Here is a 16549-nt window from a genome sequence, read left to right as displayed (position 1 = left end):
ATAAGAGAGGTCATCTATAACATAGCTTAAATGCTCCGGTAATCCAACCCCACGTTGTGGCGGGCGCGCTCCAGATAAGTCGATGCCGCCTCCCTGGCTTTGCGGGCTCCGTTTTGCATGGTTTCCAGCACATACTGCTTGTCCCGGGCAAGCCTTTCCCGCTCCTGCCGGTAAGGGGCGAAATATTCATAAATCACGCCGAACAATTCCTTTTTAACTTCACCGTATTTAAGCCCCGGGGTAAGAAACCTTTCCTTGAGAGTTTCCCTTTCCCGTTCATCCAAAAACAGGGCATAGAGGTCAAAAAGCACATTTCCTTCCAGGGGCTTGGGTTCGTCAACCGGCGTGGAGTCGGTCTTGATGCTCATAACTTTTTTGCGCAGCGTTTTTTCATCGGCAAAAATTTCAATGGTATTATCATAGGACTTGGACATCTTTTGGCCGTCGATGCCCGGCACCAGGGCCACGTCTCCGGCAATGTCCGGCTCCGGTACGACGAAGGTTTCCCCGTATACATTGTTAAACCGGACGGCGATGTCCCTGGCCACTTCCAGGTGCTGCTTCTGGTCCTTGCCCACCGGTACCTTTTCTCCGCCGAACAATAAAATGTCCGCAGCCATCAAAACCGGGTATGCAAACAGCCCGTGGCTGGCGGGAATACCCTTGGCGGTTTTATCTTTATAGGAATGGCAGCGTTCCAGCAGCCCCATACCCGTGATGTTGCTGAGCAACCAGGTCAATTCCGTTACTTCGGGCACATCGGATTGCACCCAGAACACCGACTTGTCCGGGTCAAGCCCCAGGGCCAGGAAATCGCAAGCCGCTTCAAAGGTTTGCCGTCGCAGCCTGTCCGCGTCAAAAACAGAAGTCAGCGCGTGGTAATTCACCAAAAAACAAAACAGCTCGCTGTTTTCCTGATAATCAATCATTCTCCGCATCATGCCGAAATAGTTCCCCAAATGCAGGGAACCCGACGGTTGAATACCTGATAAAACGCGCATAACCTATCTCCTTCTTTGCATGAGGTTTTTTCATTCCTGTTTCACACTGCAGTCCGTCAAATAATTCTGGCCACAACTAAAAACAAATTAACAACAAAACTTACCGCCGGCCAGATAATTCTGCCCAACACGCCGGTAAAAAGTAAAATTAGCAGTATAATTGTGCCGTAGGTTTCCATTTGATAAATAAAACGCGACTGACCCGGTAACAGCCCGGCGAGAATCTTGGAGCCGTCCAGGGGAGGCACCGGAATCAGGTTAAATATGGCCAGCACTACATTTATTTGCAGGGTCAGGTAAAAAAGATAATTTCCGTAAGGAATAATCCGGGGCAGGCCGGTGCCGATCAGCACAGCCGCCAGTAATGCCACCAGTATATTCGCGGCCGGGCCAGCCAGCGACACCAATAGCATGTTGCGGGACGGGTCACCGCGCATATTGTAAGGGTTGACCGGAACAGGCTTGGCCCATCCAAACTTGAATAATATCAGCATCAAAAAGCCCACCGGGTCGATATGGGCCAGGGGATTCAAGGTCAGCCGGCCCTGGTATCGGGCCGTATGATCACCCAATCGGTCGGCGACCCACCCGTGGGCGAACTCATGAAAAGTAAGCCCGATTAAAATGGCCGGCAATAAAAGCAGTAGTTCCGTCAAGCTCGGTAAATTTAACATTTACTCTCTCCTTTGGTTACCCGGTCCAGGTAATCCCGAAGAAATTGCCGTTCATCCTCTTCGGTGCGCAAATTTCCGTCCAGACGCTCCCGCCATAAAGCGTCCAATGCTTCCCGGTAGACCGGGCCGGGGCGGTAGCCCAAACTTTTTATATATTTTCCGTTAATTTTCGGTTTGCTATCCATAATAATATTCAAGAGTTGCCGGAAACGTACCTTGATCCAGCTATCTTCCAGAATAGCCAGCAGCATGGGGTAAGATTCCCGGGGCATTTTCAACAATACTTTGGCCAGTTGACTGATTTTTACGTCCTGCGGCGCTTTCCAGATCATGGCTACGGCTTCGCGCCAGCCCTCCAGTGCCAGCTGTACCTTCTCGGTCTGCCTCTTGCTCAGGTTGTACTTCCGGCAAACCCGCAGAGCCACCTCCACCTCCGACCAATGCAGCACGGCGATATAATAAGGCAGCCATCTTTCGGCAGGCTGTAATTGTCCCCATTGATCCAGCAAATCCATGGCATTATGCAATTCCTTTAATACCGGGTCGACTTCCCAGTAGTTAACGTCCGGGAAAACATAAGGCCAAACATTGAGTTCCTCCAACCGATGCAACATCTTAGCAGCCTCGGCTTCCACCAGTATGTGCTTCAGTTCCTCCCAGACCCGCTCGCTGGTCACCTTGTGCAGCACCCCCTGGCGCACTGCTTCCTTGAGCAATTTCAGGGTCTGCGGCTCAATTTTAAAACCATAGCGCTGTTCAAAACGTACGGCCCGGAGGATTCTGATGGGGTCTTCAACGAAACTCAAATTATGCAGCACCCGCACCATACGTTGTTCCAGATCTTCACGGCCGTCAAAAAAGTCCACCAGATCCCCGAATTTCTTTTCGTTCAGGGAAACGGCCATGGCATTGATGGTAAAATCCCGCCGGTAAAGGTCCTGGTGCAGGGAAGAACTTTCCACCTGCGGTAAAGCGGCCGGGTAGGCATAAAATTCCACCCGGGCGGTGGCCACGTCTATTTTAAAATCTTCCGATAATATCACTTCGGCGGTACCAAATTTGTGATGCTGCCGAACCCGCGCCCTGTGCGCCTTGCCCAGTTCCTCGGCCAGCCGGATGCCATCACCCTCAACCACCAGGTCCACATCCAGGCTTTCCTGCCCCAAAAGCACGTCCCGGACCAATCCCCCGGCGGCGTATATTTTAAACCCCATACCGTCGGCCAGTTTGCCGGCCTGCTTGAGAATATTCCAAACGGTGGGAGATAGCGTGCGCTGCATGACCCAACCGATGTTGCGCCGGCTGAGCGTCCCCCGGCCGTTGTTATAGACAATCCGGTGCCGGGATTGCACTTCCCCGTGCAGCGTGCGCAGGATATCAGTGCGGGAAACGATGCCGATCAGTTTCCCGTCTTCCACCACGGGCACGCGCCCGATATCGTGGTTGATCATCAACTCCTGCACCTCGGAAACGGGCATATCGCCCGGTACGGATACCACCCTGACGCTCATGAAACCTTTCACGGGGGCGTGGCCCAGCCCGTGGTGGTTGGCTTTTTCCACGTCGCGGCGGGATATTACGCCAAGCAGCTTTTCCCCTTTGACCACGGGCAAACCGGTATGGCCGTAGCGCAACATAATATGTCCCGCCTCGGCTATGCTCATTTCCGGCGCTACTGTCTTCACCGGCGTTGACATGATATCGGCCGCACATAACGGCGGATCTATTTTTTCGTATATCACATCAAGCAACGCCCAGGACACATCATCAAGCACCCCGTTTTTGATGGTGGCCGAAGCGGCGGCGGCGTGGCCGCCCCCGCCGAAATGTTTTAAAATATCGCCGACATCGGCCTGGGGTATGCTGCTCCGGCCTACTATATGTACCCGGTCTTCCATTTCGGCTATCACAAAAACCACATCCAGTCGCTCAATTTCCGAAATGGTGTGCGCGATCATAGCCAGTCCCACTACAAATTCATCGGTTTTGGTCCGGGCTATCAACACCTTGGCGCCGTTGATCTGATGCCGCTCGGCGTTTACCAGCAAGTTTTTCAACAGGTCTTTTTGTTCATCGGTCATGGGTCGGCCCAAAAAGTCCGCCACCACCGCCAGGTTGGCTCCCCGGCGCAGAAGGTAGGATACGGCATCCACATCCCGGGGCGTGGTGCTGGTGAACATGAGGGAGCCGGTGTCGCCATAAATACCCAGGCAAAGAATGGTTGCTTCCAGGGGATTTAAGGGCAATGCGGCCTGCTTGATGCGTTCCACCAGCAGGGTTACCGTGGCCCCCACCGTCTCCACCACTTCCACAGAGCCCCGCACGTCACCTTCCACCCAGGGGTGGTGATCGTAAACATGCACATCAACGCCCGGCTTGTTTAATATATCGCCGATTTTGCCCACCCGGCGGCGGCTCTTGGTATCGACCAAGACAACCTTTTTAACCTGTTCCAAATTTATTTGCTTGATGCTGTAAACATTGAGGGTGTCTTTATGCAGTGACATGAATTCTTCTACGTTGCGGGACAATTTGCCGGGCAATACCAGCCAGGCCTCGGGGTATAATTTTTGCGCCGCCACCATAGCCGCCAACCCGTCCATGTCGGTATTCGTATGGGTGGTGATTATTTCCATGCCAATCCAGCCTCCGCGTTATTCTGCATTAGTTTTTAATTATACCATAAGTTGACACTTTGTGTTAAAAAAATGCCCCGCCGGGATAGCCAGGCCCATTTAATGTGGTTCTGTAAACAAAAAAGCTCCCTTTCAACGAATGAGAGGAGCCTTATGTGCGGACATACTTTTTTTGGCATGTATTAAAGAGGTTGTTCGAAAAGTCCGCGCGAGATCCACGTCGAATTTCTGCGTTGGCTCGGCTTTTACGGTGCTCACGTATTGTTTTAAGTGCAGCGACATAAAAGTCCTGTTTCATAACATGCGGATAATTTTCTAAGCATACATTGGACTTTTATGTCAATGCTGCACGCTTTCAATGATACTAGTGCCGAAGGCACTAGTCGTTCCGCTCCTCAAAGCCTTCGACGCCTTGAAATTCTCGTGTTTATCGTGCTCCTTTTCGAACTCATACTTAAATTTTGGGCAGGTTTTGTAGTGATTTGGCCAGTATGTCTTCGGGGAGCGGGAAATCTTCCAGTTTGCCCGCCATGAACTTGTCGTACGAAGGCAGGTCCAGCAGCCCGTGCCCGCTCAGGGTGAACAAAATAGTGCGGGCTTCGCCGGCCTCCTTCGCCGCCAGGGCCTCGTTGATTGCACACTGGATGGCATGGGCCGATTCCGGAGCCGGAACTATGCCTTCGCTGCGGGCGAACATTATGGCCCCTTCGAAAATAGAGGTTTGATCCAGGGCAGTGGCCTCGATAATGCCGTCATGCAACAGCTGGCTAACCAGCGGGGAATCACCGTGGTAACGCAGCCCGCCGGCGTGGATGCTGGGCGGCATAAATTCGGACCCCAGGGTATACATGCTGAGCAGCGGTGTCAGCCCGGCCACATCACCGAAGTCGTATCCGAACCGGCCCCGGGTCAATGTGGGACAGGAGGACGGTTCCGCAGCAATCAATCTTATCTTGGCGCCCCGCACCAGTTTGTCATATACGAACGGAAACGCCGTGCCGGCAAAGTTACTCCCGCCGCCGCAGCAGCCTATTACTATGTTGGGGTATTCCCCGGCCTTGGCCATTTGCTCCTTCGCTTCCTGGCCGATGACGGTCTGGTGCAGTATCACGTGATTTAGCACGCTGCCCAGGGCATAGTTGGTGTCTTCGCGCTGGGCGGCTACTTCCACCGCTTCGCTGATGGCAATACCAAGGCTCCCGGGGGAGTCGGGATCGGCAGCCAGCACTTTCCGGCCCGCTGCGGTTTCATTACTTGGGCTGGGCACCACCGAAGAGCCGAAAATCTGCATCATGGAACGGCGGTACGGCTTTTGTTCATAACTAACTTTGACCATGAATACCCGGCATTCCATGCCGAAGAAGTTGCAGGCCTGACTGAGGGCTACGCCCCACTGCCCGGCGCCCGTTTCCGTGGTCAGCCGGTTGATGCCTTCCTTTTTATTGTAATAGGCTTGCGGTACGGCGGTATTCAGCTTGTGGCTGCCCGCTGGGCTGACCCCTTCATATTTATAAAAAATTTTGGCAGGTGTATCCAGCGCTTTTTCCAACCGGCGGGCCCGGCACAGGGGCGAAGGGCGCCAGAGCCGGTAAATCTTCTGTACCTCTTCCGGAATGTCGATCCAGCGTTCGGTGCTGACCTCCTGCTTGATCAGTTCCATAGGAAATATGGCAGACAGGTCTTCCGGACCCACAGGCTTTTGGGTGGCCGGGTGTAATGGCGGTTTGGGCAAATTGGGCATGTCCGCCATCACGTTATACCACTGCCGGGGCATTTCTTTTTCCGTGAGCAAAATTTTATTTTCGCTCATCTCTTCTATAACTCCTCTCTACTCAATTTTTTGGTGAAAAAACCATAAAAACATTGTAGACTATGAGTTATTTTTCCGCAAGGGATTATCAACTAATTTTTTCTTTTTCTACCAGCGTGTTGCTCCAGCGCCCGCAGCGGTCCCCCCAGCGGGCAATCACCCGGCCGGACTCCATAATTTCCACCACTTCACAAATGTTCGGACAGCCGTCACATGCAAATCCACCGGCCCGGAAATCCTTATCCACAATATCAAACCCGCGGAAACAGGTGGGTTTACGGTTGGTGGCCTCCCGGGCCAGCATAGCCGAGCCCAGCGCGCCCATTACGTTGTAATAAGGTGGTATGTGCACTTCCAATCCCAGGGCCTTTTCAAAGGCCCACTTCATGCCGGCGTTGGCGGCTACACCCCCCTGAAAAACCACCGGGGGCAATATTTCTTTACCCTTGCCCACATTATTCAGATAATTGCGTACCAGCGCCTCGCACAATCCGGCCAGGATATCCCGCACATTGTAGCCCATCTGCTGCTTATGAATCATGTCACTTTCTGCAAAAACTGCGCAGCGCCCGGCGATGCGCACCGGCACTTCCGATTCCAGCGCCAGGGGGCCGAATTCTTCAATGTCAATACTCAGGCGAGCGGCCTGCTGGTCTAAAAACGAGCCCGTACCGGCAGCGCAAACGGTATTCATGGCAAAATCCGCTACCACATTGTTGCGCAGGATTATTATTTTGGAGTCCTGGCCGCCTATTTCCAGGATGGTCTGCACCCCGGGGACAATATTGGAGGCGGCAATGGCGTGCGTTGTAATTTCGTTCTTTACAATATCCGCACCAGTGATGATCCCCGCCAGGTGCCGGCCGCTGCCGGTGGTACCCGCACCGGCAATTTTGGCCCCGGGCGGCAGGGCCGCTTTCATTAATTTCATTCCCTGCTGCACCGCTTCGATGGGCCTGCCCCGGGTGCGCAAATATATACTGTGTTTCACCGTACCGTCTTCACCGGTCAACACCAGGTTAGTACTGACCGAACCAACATCAATACCCAGATAACAATACATTTCCAGCCAATCCTCCCGCAGCTTGTTTTTTTCTGGCAAGTAAATCCACAAAGGCTTCCAACCTGGTGACTATGCCAGCGTCGCCGGACTGTTCATCCACGATCAGGGTCATGGTGGGAATACCCAGGTCGGCGCTTATTTTCGGCAGGATACTTTGGGCCACAATCTCCGGCATACAGGTGAAAGGTAGCAGTTGAATCACCCCATCAAACCCCTGCTCAGCGTAAAGGATAGTATTGCCTACGGTTTCCAGCCCGTGCCCGCCGACGAAATGCTTCAGATACTTTAGCGCCTTTTGTTTGGCCAGCTTGTTGGTGCGCATGTTTTTAACCAGTCCCATGAAGAGGTGCTCGTTGATCCACTCGCTGAGGTAAATGGAACGGTCAACCTCTACACCCATCCCGCCCAGCTTGCGTTCAATGTCGAGATTGGTAAAGGGTTCCAGTAAAGTGTAAATTTCCCCCACCAGTCCAATGCGCACCACCGGTCGGTGGCTGTCCACCGCTACGCCGCCCATGATGGCGACGGCTTTTTCCCGGGCCTGCGGCAGTTCATCCGGCGTAGCGGCGTGCACTATTTCCCGCAGCGCCGCTTGCAATGCCCGATCGGTGTCGCCGGTTTGCCGTTCGCGCGGCCTGGAATAATGGGCCATACGTTCCACTTCATCCATGGCCTTGGCTTTGCGGTAGCCGAACTGGATCCCCTTGATGACCCGGCGCCAGGAACTGTTGCCGGTTATATACTTTATTTTGCCCAGTAGTTCGCCGATATGTTTTTGGGGTGGCTCCAACACTATTAGATTGTACCGGTAGCCCAAGTCCTGCAGTATAGCATGTTCCACCTGGGCGTAGTAGCCAAAGCGGCAGGGCCCGCACCCGCCGGCCATGACCATGGTGTCGGCGCCCATTTCGGCGGCTTCTATAAAATTGCCCAGATTTAACTTTAACGGCATACAAGCAAATTCGGGCCCGTGTTTTACGCCCAACTGCAGCGTTTTTTTGCTGGAAGGGGGCGGCACGACCACTTCCACTCCCAGGTATTCAAGCATGGCCTTGACGCATATCCACATATGCCCCATATGGGGGTAAACTACTTTCAATAGAATCATCACCTATTTTTGTAAAATAAACATAGTTACTTCAACGGGACCGGTAGTTTCCCGCTGCGTTCAGAATCTCCGCGCCGACGGGACTTTGACTTGCCTCGGACCGGCTCCGGCGGTCCTGCATATTGCGCGCAACGGGATGGCTATTCTATATTCAGTTATAAACAGTCGCATTCATGCTACCTGCTATCACAGATTATATCTGCGCGATTCGTCCCGCCGAGCCGGTAACCTCGGCTTCGTCAAGTCCCGTTACCGGCGCTCCGATACATCTCTTGCGGGAAACTACCGGTCCCCCAAAGCAATTTACTTCCCGGACACTTTCCGTTCGAGAATATCATCTACAGTGTCGCCGCCACGTCTTCCAGGCTGCGGCGCCACCGCACCATGTCCAAGAACGCCTCCAGGCGCGTAACCATGCCCGCTTCGCCGGTATGCTCGTCAATGGTCAAATTCAGCAGGGGCTTGCGCGTCTGGCGGCGGGCGAATCTTTCAATAAGCTCGCCTGTCATGGAATCCGGTCCGCAGCCGAAAGAAGCGACATGGATAACACCGTGTACGTCCGGCCGGGCGAAATAATGGTAAGCGGCCCCGGTCATGCGCTGGTTGAGGGTCCAGAACAGCTTCTTGGGTAATTTTTGCGACTCCCGCCGAATAACATGTTCGGGTAACTGGTCCGCGGTCACCACGTGGGCCCCGTTTTCCCGCAGCCGGCCAATCATATTCATGCTGATAAAACGGTCATATATGTTATATGGATGACCGATAACCGCTATTCTCAAGTCACTGTATTGACCGGCGTCAGTTCCGATCGCACTTTTATCCGTTTCACATGGCAGCTTACCCGACTCCAGGGCCCGGTATTGCTGTTGCAACGCATCAAAAGAGGCCCGGTAGGCCATAAAAATGCGCGCCGGGTTGCGGGTAAAAAGTTTGCCGACGGAATAAAAAAATTCGTACGGGCTGCTGCCCCTACGGTACAAATCCACATTGCAGTCAATCAGCGGCGGAAGCCCTTCAATGGTATTGCGCACCATATCGGGGAACCCCAGGAATTTCGGGCAGATATATTCCCGTACCGCCGTACTGACCATACGAGGTAAAAATATATAATCCACCCGGTCGCGTAAATCCAATACGTGACCCACCGCCAGTTTTACAGGCAGGCAGGCTTCATCGACAGTGGATTGCAGGCCTTTTTCCAGCAACCCCCGGGTGGTGTCCCTGGATATAACGGTCTTCACACCCAATTTAGTAAAAAAAGTTTTCCACTGGGGGTAATAGTAATAAAACAATAATGCTTTGGGTATGCCCACTTTAACGGACATGGCGCTCAAAAGCCCTCCCATCTGACACTTTTCTCACATTATGATATTATGGACTAAAACAAGCGGTGGTATACTTTTAGACGATCAATAAAAAAGCCAAAAAGGGGACAGGCATCTTTTTTCAAAAAACGAAAAAAGCAGCCTGTCCCCTTTTTGGTATACTTTCCTAAGCAATAAAATAACCGCGACCGGAGCCGCGGTTATTTGTTGCCTTTGGTTTTACCTGCTTTCTCATCGGGCTTGCGGGCCGGCACCGGAACTCCCTGCCGGTCAATATCACGGGGCTTCAAGGCGCTGGGCCGAATATTGGCCGTCGGCACCGGCCTGCGTACCAGGATGCTGTACATCGCCCGGGCATTAAACGGTATCAGCGGCCACAGGTAAGGCACCCCGAAAGAGCGGGTGAAAACAAGCAATGCCAGCACGAGAGCAAAGCCGATCAAAAAGCCGGGCAAACGGAACAGCCCCACTAGAACCAGCAGGAACAAACGAATCAGACGGTTGGCCCAGCCCAATTCGTAGCTGGGGGTCAGGTAGTTGCCCACTACCGCCGCTGCCGTGTACATAACCACTTCGGCGTTAAACAATCCCACCGTTACCGCCATGTCACCAATCAGCAAAGCGGCAATAATGCCGACGGCGGTGGCCAGCGCCGTCGGCGTATGGATGGTGGCCATGCGCACCATGTCCACGGCCAGCTCGGCGATCAGGAACTGCAAAAATATCGGTATTTTGCCTATTTTATCGGGGCCGATAAATTTAAGCGCCGGCGGCAGTATTTCCGGCTGCAAAACAGCCAGCAACCATAAGGGTAATAAAAATACGGAAACAGCCACTCCAAAAAACCTGACCCAGCGCATGTATACTCCCGCTGTGGGGTTTTGCCGGTATTCCTCGGCGTGCTGCAAGTGATGGAAAAAAGTAGCCGGTGTGATGATAACGCTGGGTGAAGTGTCCACCAGCACCAGCACGTGCCCTTCAAGCAGGTGTATGGAAGCCACGTCCGGCCTTTCGGTGTATCGCACCTTCGGCAGCGGGTTCCAGTAGTTGCCCGGCGTGATCAGTTCTTCAACAGCCTTTTCCGCCATGGGCAAGCCGTCAATGTTGATGCTGGAAATCTTCTCCCTTACGCTGTCAACCAAATCCTTGTTGGCGATATCTTCAATATAACAGATGACTATATCTGTTTTCGACCGGTTGCCGGCCTGGACATATTCCATCCGCAGCTTGGGGTCGCGGATACGCCTTCTGATCAACGCGGTATTAAAAACCAGTGTCTCGGTAAAACCGTCCCGGGAACCCCGGACCACCTTTTCCAAGTCCGGTTCCTGGGGGCTGCGGACCGGATAAGTGCGCACGTCCAGCATGATGGCCTGGTCGGAACCGTCTATCAGCAAGGCCAGCGGGCCGGATAACATTTTTTCAATTACGTCTTCCAGGTAGTCCGCCTGCTGCACTTCGACATAGTTAATATATTTGCTGAAAAGTTTTTGGAAGGCGTCCACCGAAAGGTCTTCGCGGTCCAGTTTACCTAAATTATATAAGATGTCCGTCATTAATTCGGCATTGGCGAAAGCATCTACAAAAAGCATCAACACTTTTTTGCCGCCAATGGTCATTTCCCGCCGGACAATGTCGAAATTTTTATCAAAGGCCAGTTTCTCATCCAGCAAATCTTTATTGACATCCAGATGTTTGCTTAATTTAGTTTTTTCCTCAATAGCGGCAGGACTCATGCGTATCCACTCCTCCTGATTATTTCCCGCAGTGCTTTGGTAGTCAACGGAGCACCCCTGGTATAATCATCCGCATAGTTCATTTTTCCCACATCGCCAATGCCGATCACCACCGGCAGGTTTAATTCGTCCAATACTTCCACGGTATCGCCGTGCAAGGATTCGCCGGGGCAATAGTTACCCAATTTATCCACGGGACCGCTGACCAGTTCACCCCGGTAATCCACGGACGCATGCACATGCGTACCTTCCGTGGCCTGGGTGTTGGATGCCACCGCCAGAGCGCCCAGAATGCGGATATCCCGGTGCCCGGCCAAGTAGGTCAATGCTGATTCACCCTGGCCGGGCCCATTTACGCCCCGGTCATCCAGCATTACCACCACCGGCTCGTGAGCCGCCGTTTTAATCAGCTGCACCAGTTGTTCACCGTTTAAGGGGGTGGGGTTACCCGCCGAGGCGGAAATGCACCTGGCCCCGATATTACGGGCCGCCGTTTCCACCGCCTTTTGGGCCACCTTGTCCCCGTCGGTCACTACTATTACGTTGATAGGTTTACTCACTTGCTAACTCCTCACCGACTTCGAGAATACAATGTAAGGACACCTTATGGTGTCCTTGTCAGCTGGTGTGGGCTACTTTTAAATTGGCCTTGTATTCCACTACCTTGCCGTTTTCCACGTTGGCGGTTAAATTTACCACTTCCACGCCCACGATATTGTTCACTGTTCTTGAAGCTTCGTCAACAGCAGATTGTACTGCGCTGCGCCAACCTTCCCTGGATTCCCCCACCATTTCCATAACCTTGATATGCACGTTTCATCCTCCTTTGAACTTTAAAAATAACTTGGCAATTGTATTATTTGTCCTGCTGCGTTTTTTATGCAAATCAGCAAGAAGGGGACCGGCAAAAAAGGGGACAGGCACCTTTTTCAAAAAACGAAAAAGGAGCCAGTCCCCTTTTTTTACCGGGCGCTTTCCATCATGTCTTTTAACTTTTGCAAGGCTTGACGTTCCAGGCGGGATACTTGTACCTGGGACAGGCCCAGCCGGTCGGCTATTTCCCCCTGGGTTTTATCCCCAAAAAACCGCCAAAGGAGTATCAGCCTGTCCCGATCCGGCAGTTTCTTAAGCACCTCTTTCACCGCAATATTGTCCAGCCAGGGAACCTCCGCCTCATCTTCCTCGCTTAACTGATCCAACAGGTAAATGGGGTCGCCGTCGTCCTGGTGCAAAGTTTCGTAGATGGAAGCGGGCGATTGAGATGCTTCCAGAGCCGTGATCACTTCTTCCCTGGGTATGCCCAGCTCAGCGACAATCTCATTTACGGTTGGTTCCCGTCCCATTTTAGCCACCAGCATATCCCGGCTCTGCTGCACTTTGTAAGCGGTTTCTTTAATGGAACGGCTTACCTTGATGGGGTTATCGTCCCTTAAGAAACGCCTGATTTCACCGACTACCATGGGCACGGCATAGGTGGAAAAGCGCACATTGTAACTCATGTCAAATTTGTCGATGGCTTTCATTAAGCCGATACAGCCGATCTGGAAAAGATCCTCCAACTCGTAACCCCGGTTTTGAAAACGCTTGACCAGGTTAAACACCAGTTTCAAATTACAGTTGACCAAGCGTTCCCTGGCCTGGGCATCTCCCGCCTGGGCCTTTTCCAGCAGTTCCTTCATTTCCTCGTCTTTAAGCAAGGGGAAACGGGGTAGGTTCATATCCATCAATCTACTGCTCATCACCCATTCCCCCTACTGTTCAGGCACTGCGGCCTGTCGGGGCGCCCCCGCCCTTCTGCTCATTTTTATTCTGGTGCCCTTACCCGGAGTGGATTGCACAGAAAATTTTTCCATAAATGATTGCATGAAAGCAAAACCCAGCCCCATCCTTTCCGGGTCGGTGGAATAAGCCGGCTCCAATGCCTGGGAAATATCCTTTATGCCCTTACCTTGATCAATTACCTCAATCTCCATGTATTCTTCTGCCACGCGTAATTCCAGCCGGACCGTATGGTCAGGGTTATTCCCGTATCCGTGGATGATGGCGTTGGATACAGCTTCGGAAACCGCCACCTTGATCTCTTCAATATCGGACAAGGTAAAATCCAGTTGGGAAACAAACGCGGCTACCGCTACCCGGGCAAAGGCCACGTTTTCCGTCCGGCTGGAGAATTCAAGCACAGCTTTATTCATTGTTCCGCCTCCTTTCAAGGTGCCCTGAGCAGCTACGCCACGGGGACGGTTCCATCGTCTTCCCTTCGGCCCTTCGCTGCGCTTCGGGGACGCTCGAACCGTCCCCATGGCTCCGCTAACTTTTAAATTACGCTGTAATATTAAAAAAGAATTGTTCTATGCCGTTGATGAATTGATCAACCCAGCTTTTCCCAAAGGGCGCCGGTTGACGGGTATTCATCCATTAGGCCGAGTAATCCGGACAGTTCCAGAATCTTTTTGACCTGGGGCCTGGCTCCCGCCAGGTAGACTTTTCCGCCCCGGGCGGCAACTTTTTTATACCTGCCCAAAATAACCCCCAAACCGGCGCTATCCACAAATTCCACCCCGCTAAGATCAAAAATAAGGTTGTTTAAACCGTAATCCTGCAGTGCCCGGTCTATATCTTCCCGCAGCGAATCGGTTATACTTATATCCACTTCGCCCGATATGGAAACCACCAGGTAATCTTTTTCCTTTTTAATTGTATAATTCACTACTTACCACCTCAATAGGCAAGATTGTAAATAAAGGACTACCTGTTAGATTTTACCACAACAGTATGGCAACATGCAAGTATCGTTATCTAGCGTTTGACTAACGGGGCCAGTACATGATAATCAGCACACCCATCAGCGCAATAAACCCGCCAATTAAATCAAACCTGTCTGGAGTAATCTGGTCGATTTTCCAGCCCCACAGAAACCTCCTAACCGGTACCGTTTATCAACATTTGGATTAATCGCTTGTCTGTACTAATAATGTCCGGTGGCCCACTTGCGGACAAAATTCAGAAAAGCAAGCACCGCAGGATACGAGTGCATATCCTTCACCGATATGATGGAACAGTACACCGGTACAGCCAGCCGGTTGTGATCCACCACCCGCAGGACACCGGCCGCCAGTTCTAGTTCCACCGCGTGTTTCGGCAGAAATGCTACCCCCACTTGTTCGGTCGCCAAGCGCTTAATGGCGCCGGCGTCGCTTATCTCCGCCGTTTTCTTGAATGAAATGCCTTCCTCATCAAGGAACGATTCCACCAGCGCCCGAGCGGCGGAGCCTTTTTCCCGCCAGAGCAGGGTTTCCTCCGCCAGGTCGGCTGCGGTAACGTTCCGGCCTGCCAGGGGGTGTTCCAAGGTTTTTTCCAGGGCCGCCACCTGTCGCGACACGGCGGGCTGGCTGAGGGCCAGTTCTTCTCCCGCCCGGGAATAATTAAGGTGCCTGGCCACGGCATAAAAAGTTTTCAGGTGATAGAGGTTCAGCTCGGCCATTATCCGCCCGACCCTTCGATAAACTATAACCTAACTGCATAATGCTTATTGTTATAAATTCATTTGTATTATAATTAATCCTGTGCTAATCTGTAAAATGTTAAATGGTCAGGGGTGTAGATTATGAAGAACCAACCATTAAATGTCAAACTGACTTCTTATTCCCCGGGCTCGGGGTGAGCATGCAAGATAGGTCCGGCGGACCTGGCGCAGGTTCTGCGCTGCCTGCCCCCGGTGAGGGACCCCAACGTCCTGGCCGGGCGCGACGAAAATGCGGCAGTTTACAGGTTGAACGATGAACTGGCCGTTATCCAAACCGTTGATTACATCACTCCAGTGGTGGACGATCCCTACCAGTTCGGGATGATTGCGGCGGCAAACGCCCTGAGCGATATTTACGCCATGGGGGGGCAGGCCGGTGACCGCCCTGAACATCGTCGGGTTTCCCAACCAGAGCCTGCCCCTGTCCATTATGGAAGCTATCATCAAGGGCGGCGCGGATAAAGCCGCCACAGCCGGCGTCACCATTGTGGGCGGGCATTCCATCACCGACAGCGCTTCCAAATACGGCCTGGCGGTAACCGGTTTCGTGGAGCCGGGCAAAATAATCACCAAGAGTGGGGCCAAACCCGGCGACCGGTTGGTTTTAACCAAGCCGCTGGGCGTCGGAGTGGTCACCACCGGCATAGACCATAAGCTGGTGCGTGAAGACCTGGTCGGGCGGGTGACCGACATCATGCTCACGCTGAACCGGCGGGCCGCCGAAATTATGCTGGAGGTGGGGGTCAGCGCCTGCACCGACGTGACGGGTTACGGCCTGCTGGGACACCTGCGGGAAATTGTTACCGCCAGCGGGGTCGGGGCGCGGGTGGAGGCCGCCGGGGTACCAGTGATCCCGGAAACCGAGGAACTGGTCCGGGCCGGGGCGGTGCCGGGGGGTACCCACAATAACTACCGCTACCTCCGGGAAGCGGTGCAGTGGGACCCGGCGCTGTCCAATGAAATGAGGTTGATCCTCTGCGACCCCCAGACATCCGGGGGCCTGCTCATGGTGGTTCCCCGGGAAAGGAAAGACTGCCTGCTGGCCGCCCTGCGCAAAGACCCGGAAGTGGTGCTGGCGGAGGAGATCGGGGAAATCGTTGAGGAGCCCGGAGTGATTAGCGTAACGACATAAAACGCTGTGCCGCATTTCAACTATGCTTCTAATATCCAACATCAAATGTCCAACCTCCAATATGGGCCAGGGCTGAGGTACAAAGTATTAAAAAGCGCGCGCTGAGGGAACTGAATTAAGCGCGCTTTTTTTATGATTAAAGAAACAGCCCAAAGGGGGCTGGCTCCTTTTTCGCTTTTTGAAAAAGGTGCCAGCCCCCTTTGGGCTTTTGTATATTACTCAACTTTCGCAGTAACAAGCAGCCAGTCGTTCCTTGAAAAACGAGGGTAAATTGCTGATCAAGTAGTCGATCAGCTTGCGGATCTCCGCCTCCGCCAGTTGCAGCTGCTCTTGTAAAAACCGCTCCATCAGGGAGAAAATCCTCTGTAGCGCATCTACCAGACTGATATCCTGCAACTCGTCGCAGCAGATGTAGAAGAGGTTGCCGATGGTTCTCGGGTCTTCGCCGTTTCGGCTCTCCAGAGCCAGCATGATGTATCGGATGAACACGATGGTAGTGTGCGCCACCATGGAATCGTAGGAACGTCCCTGAAACTCTTTG

The 16549-nt window shown here is 53.0% G+C and carries 14 protein-coding genes and 3 pseudogenes; 1 reads left to right on the top strand and 16 read right to left on the bottom strand.

What is annotated here, in order from left to right; genetic code table 11:
- Nucleotides 1-26: 26 nt before the first annotated feature.
- The 15 genes and pseudogenes from trpS to BM299_RS01440 all read right to left on the bottom strand — a co-directional run bounded on the left by trpS (nt 27) and on the right by BM299_RS01440 (nt 14834).
- On the bottom strand, nt 27-1001 hold the full coding sequence (gene trpS, locus BM299_RS01510) for a tryptophan--tRNA ligase (protein ID WP_092481699.1): 975 nt from the start codon (nt 999-1001) through the stop codon (nt 27-29).
- Between the two features lie 56 nt (nt 1002-1057).
- Entirely contained in the window at nt 1058-1675 is a 618-nt protein-coding gene (locus BM299_RS01505) for a site-2 protease family protein (protein ID WP_092481698.1), read from the bottom strand.
- On the bottom strand, nt 1669-4311 hold the full coding sequence (locus BM299_RS01500; RefSeq protein WP_092481697.1) for a CBS domain-containing protein: 2643 nt from the start codon (nt 4309-4311) through the stop codon (nt 1669-1671). Before BM299_RS01500 ends, BM299_RS01505 begins: the two co-directional genes overlap by 7 nt.
- A gap of 454 nt (nt 4312-4765) precedes the next feature.
- Nucleotides 4766-6121 (bottom strand): TrpB-like pyridoxal phosphate-dependent enzyme, encoded by a 1356-nt coding sequence (locus BM299_RS01495; protein WP_092481696.1) that lies wholly within the window; start codon nt 6119-6121, stop codon nt 4766-4768.
- Between the two features lie 88 nt (nt 6122-6209).
- A complete protein-coding gene (locus BM299_RS01490) occupies nt 6210-7184 on the bottom strand; it encodes an acyl-CoA dehydratase activase (protein ID WP_092481695.1) in 975 nt (324 codons plus the stop codon).
- Nucleotides 7162-8283, bottom strand: a complete 1122-nt coding sequence (locus BM299_RS01485; RefSeq protein WP_092481694.1) for a CoA protein activase — start codon at nt 8281-8283, stop codon at nt 7162-7164. Before BM299_RS01485 ends, BM299_RS01490 begins: the two co-directional genes overlap by 23 nt.
- A gap of 347 nt (nt 8284-8630) precedes the next feature.
- On the bottom strand, nt 8631-9617 hold the full coding sequence (locus tag BM299_RS01480; RefSeq protein WP_092481693.1) for an acyl-CoA dehydratase activase-related protein: 987 nt from the start codon (nt 9615-9617) through the stop codon (nt 8631-8633).
- A 200-nt stretch (nt 9618-9817) separates the two neighbouring features.
- A complete protein-coding gene (locus BM299_RS01475) occupies nt 9818-11353 on the bottom strand; it encodes a spore germination protein (protein WP_092481692.1) in 1536 nt (511 codons plus the stop codon).
- Nucleotides 11350-11913: a stage V sporulation protein SpoVABEA gene (spoVAEA, locus tag BM299_RS01470; protein WP_092481691.1), complete on the bottom strand. Its 564-nt coding sequence runs from the start codon at nt 11911-11913 to the stop codon at nt 11350-11352. Before spoVAEA ends, BM299_RS01475 begins: the two co-directional genes overlap by 4 nt.
- A gap of 58 nt (nt 11914-11971) precedes the next feature.
- Nucleotides 11972-12166, bottom strand: coding sequence for a dodecin family protein (locus BM299_RS01465; RefSeq protein ID WP_092481690.1), 195 nt, complete (start codon nt 12164-12166; stop codon nt 11972-11974).
- Nucleotides 12167-12315: 149 nt separating this feature from the next.
- The gene (sigF, locus tag BM299_RS01460) at nt 12316-13092 is read right to left on the bottom strand and encodes an RNA polymerase sporulation sigma factor SigF (RefSeq protein ID WP_207545092.1); all 777 of its coding nucleotides are present in this window, start codon (nt 13090-13092) and stop codon (nt 12316-12318) included.
- A 12-nt stretch (nt 13093-13104) separates the two neighbouring features.
- The gene (gene spoIIAB / locus BM299_RS01455; protein ID WP_092481688.1) at nt 13105-13545 is read right to left on the bottom strand and encodes an anti-sigma F factor; all 441 of its coding nucleotides are present in this window, start codon (nt 13543-13545) and stop codon (nt 13105-13107) included.
- Nucleotides 13546-13721: 176 nt separating this feature from the next.
- Nucleotides 13722-14060 carry an STAS domain-containing protein gene (locus tag BM299_RS01450; RefSeq protein WP_092481687.1) on the bottom strand — a complete coding sequence of 113 codons (339 nt, stop codon included), beginning with the start codon at nt 14058-14060 and terminating at the stop codon, nt 13722-13724.
- Between the two features lie 100 nt (nt 14061-14160).
- Nucleotides 14161-14277, bottom strand: a pseudogene (locus BM299_RS01445) (YnfA family protein); the annotation flags it as partial.
- A 41-nt stretch (nt 14278-14318) separates the two neighbouring features.
- On the bottom strand, nt 14319-14834 hold the full coding sequence (locus BM299_RS01440; RefSeq protein WP_092481686.1) for a LysR family transcriptional regulator: 516 nt from the start codon (nt 14832-14834) through the stop codon (nt 14319-14321).
- A 123-nt stretch (nt 14835-14957) separates the two neighbouring features.
- Here BM299_RS01440 and selD point away from each other — a divergent pair.
- Nucleotides 14958-16008: pseudogene (selD, locus tag BM299_RS01435) on the top strand (selenide, water dikinase SelD).
- Nucleotides 16009-16227: 219 nt separating this feature from the next.
- Here the strand turns inward: selD and BM299_RS19170 are convergent.
- Nucleotides 16228-16549 (bottom strand): annotated as a pseudogene (locus tag BM299_RS19170) (IS4 family transposase); the annotation flags it as partial.

Origin of the sequence: Desulfoscipio geothermicus DSM 3669, from assembly GCF_900115975.1 — a bacterium.
Classification (GTDB): domain Bacteria; phylum Bacillota; class Desulfotomaculia; order Desulfotomaculales; family Desulfallaceae; genus Desulfoscipio; species Desulfoscipio geothermicus.
The sequence above is the reverse complement of the archived record's forward strand: the minus strand, read 5'-3'. Positions and strand labels throughout refer to the sequence as shown.

What these genes read in the sequence shown, in the direction of transcription:
- trpS (WP_092481699.1), bottom strand. Translation starts at nt 1,001, where the DNA reads ATGCGCGTTTTATCAGGTATTCAACCGTCGGGTTCCCTGCATTTGGGG.
- BM299_RS01505 (WP_092481698.1), bottom strand. Translation starts at nt 1,675, where the DNA reads ATGTTAAATTTACCGAGCTTGACGGAACTACTGCTTTTATTGCCGGCC.
- BM299_RS01500 (WP_092481697.1), bottom strand. Translation starts at nt 4,311, where the DNA reads ATGGAAATAATCACCACCCATACGAATACCGACATGGACGGGTTGGCG.
- BM299_RS01495 (WP_092481696.1), bottom strand. Translation starts at nt 6,121, where the DNA reads ATGAGCGAAAATAAAATTTTGCTCACGGAAAAAGAAATGCCCCGGCAG.
- BM299_RS01490 (WP_092481695.1), bottom strand. Translation starts at nt 7,184, where the DNA reads ATGTATTGTTATCTGGGTATTGATGTTGGTTCGGTCAGTACTAACCTG.
- BM299_RS01480 (WP_092481693.1), bottom strand. Translation starts at nt 9,617, where the DNA reads ATGTCCGTTAAAGTGGGCATACCCAAAGCATTATTGTTTTATTACTAT.
- BM299_RS01475 (WP_092481692.1), bottom strand. Translation starts at nt 11,353, where the DNA reads ATGAGTCCTGCCGCTATTGAGGAAAAAACTAAATTAAGCAAACATCTG.
- sigF (WP_207545092.1), bottom strand. Translation starts at nt 13,092, where the DNA reads ATGAGCAGTAGATTGATGGATATGAACCTACCCCGTTTCCCCTTGCTT.
- spoIIAB (WP_092481688.1), bottom strand. Translation starts at nt 13,545, where the DNA reads ATGAATAAAGCTGTGCTTGAATTCTCCAGCCGGACGGAAAACGTGGCC.
- BM299_RS01440 (WP_092481686.1), bottom strand. Translation starts at nt 14,834, where the DNA reads ATGGCCGAGCTGAACCTCTATCACCTGAAAACTTTTTATGCCGTGGCC.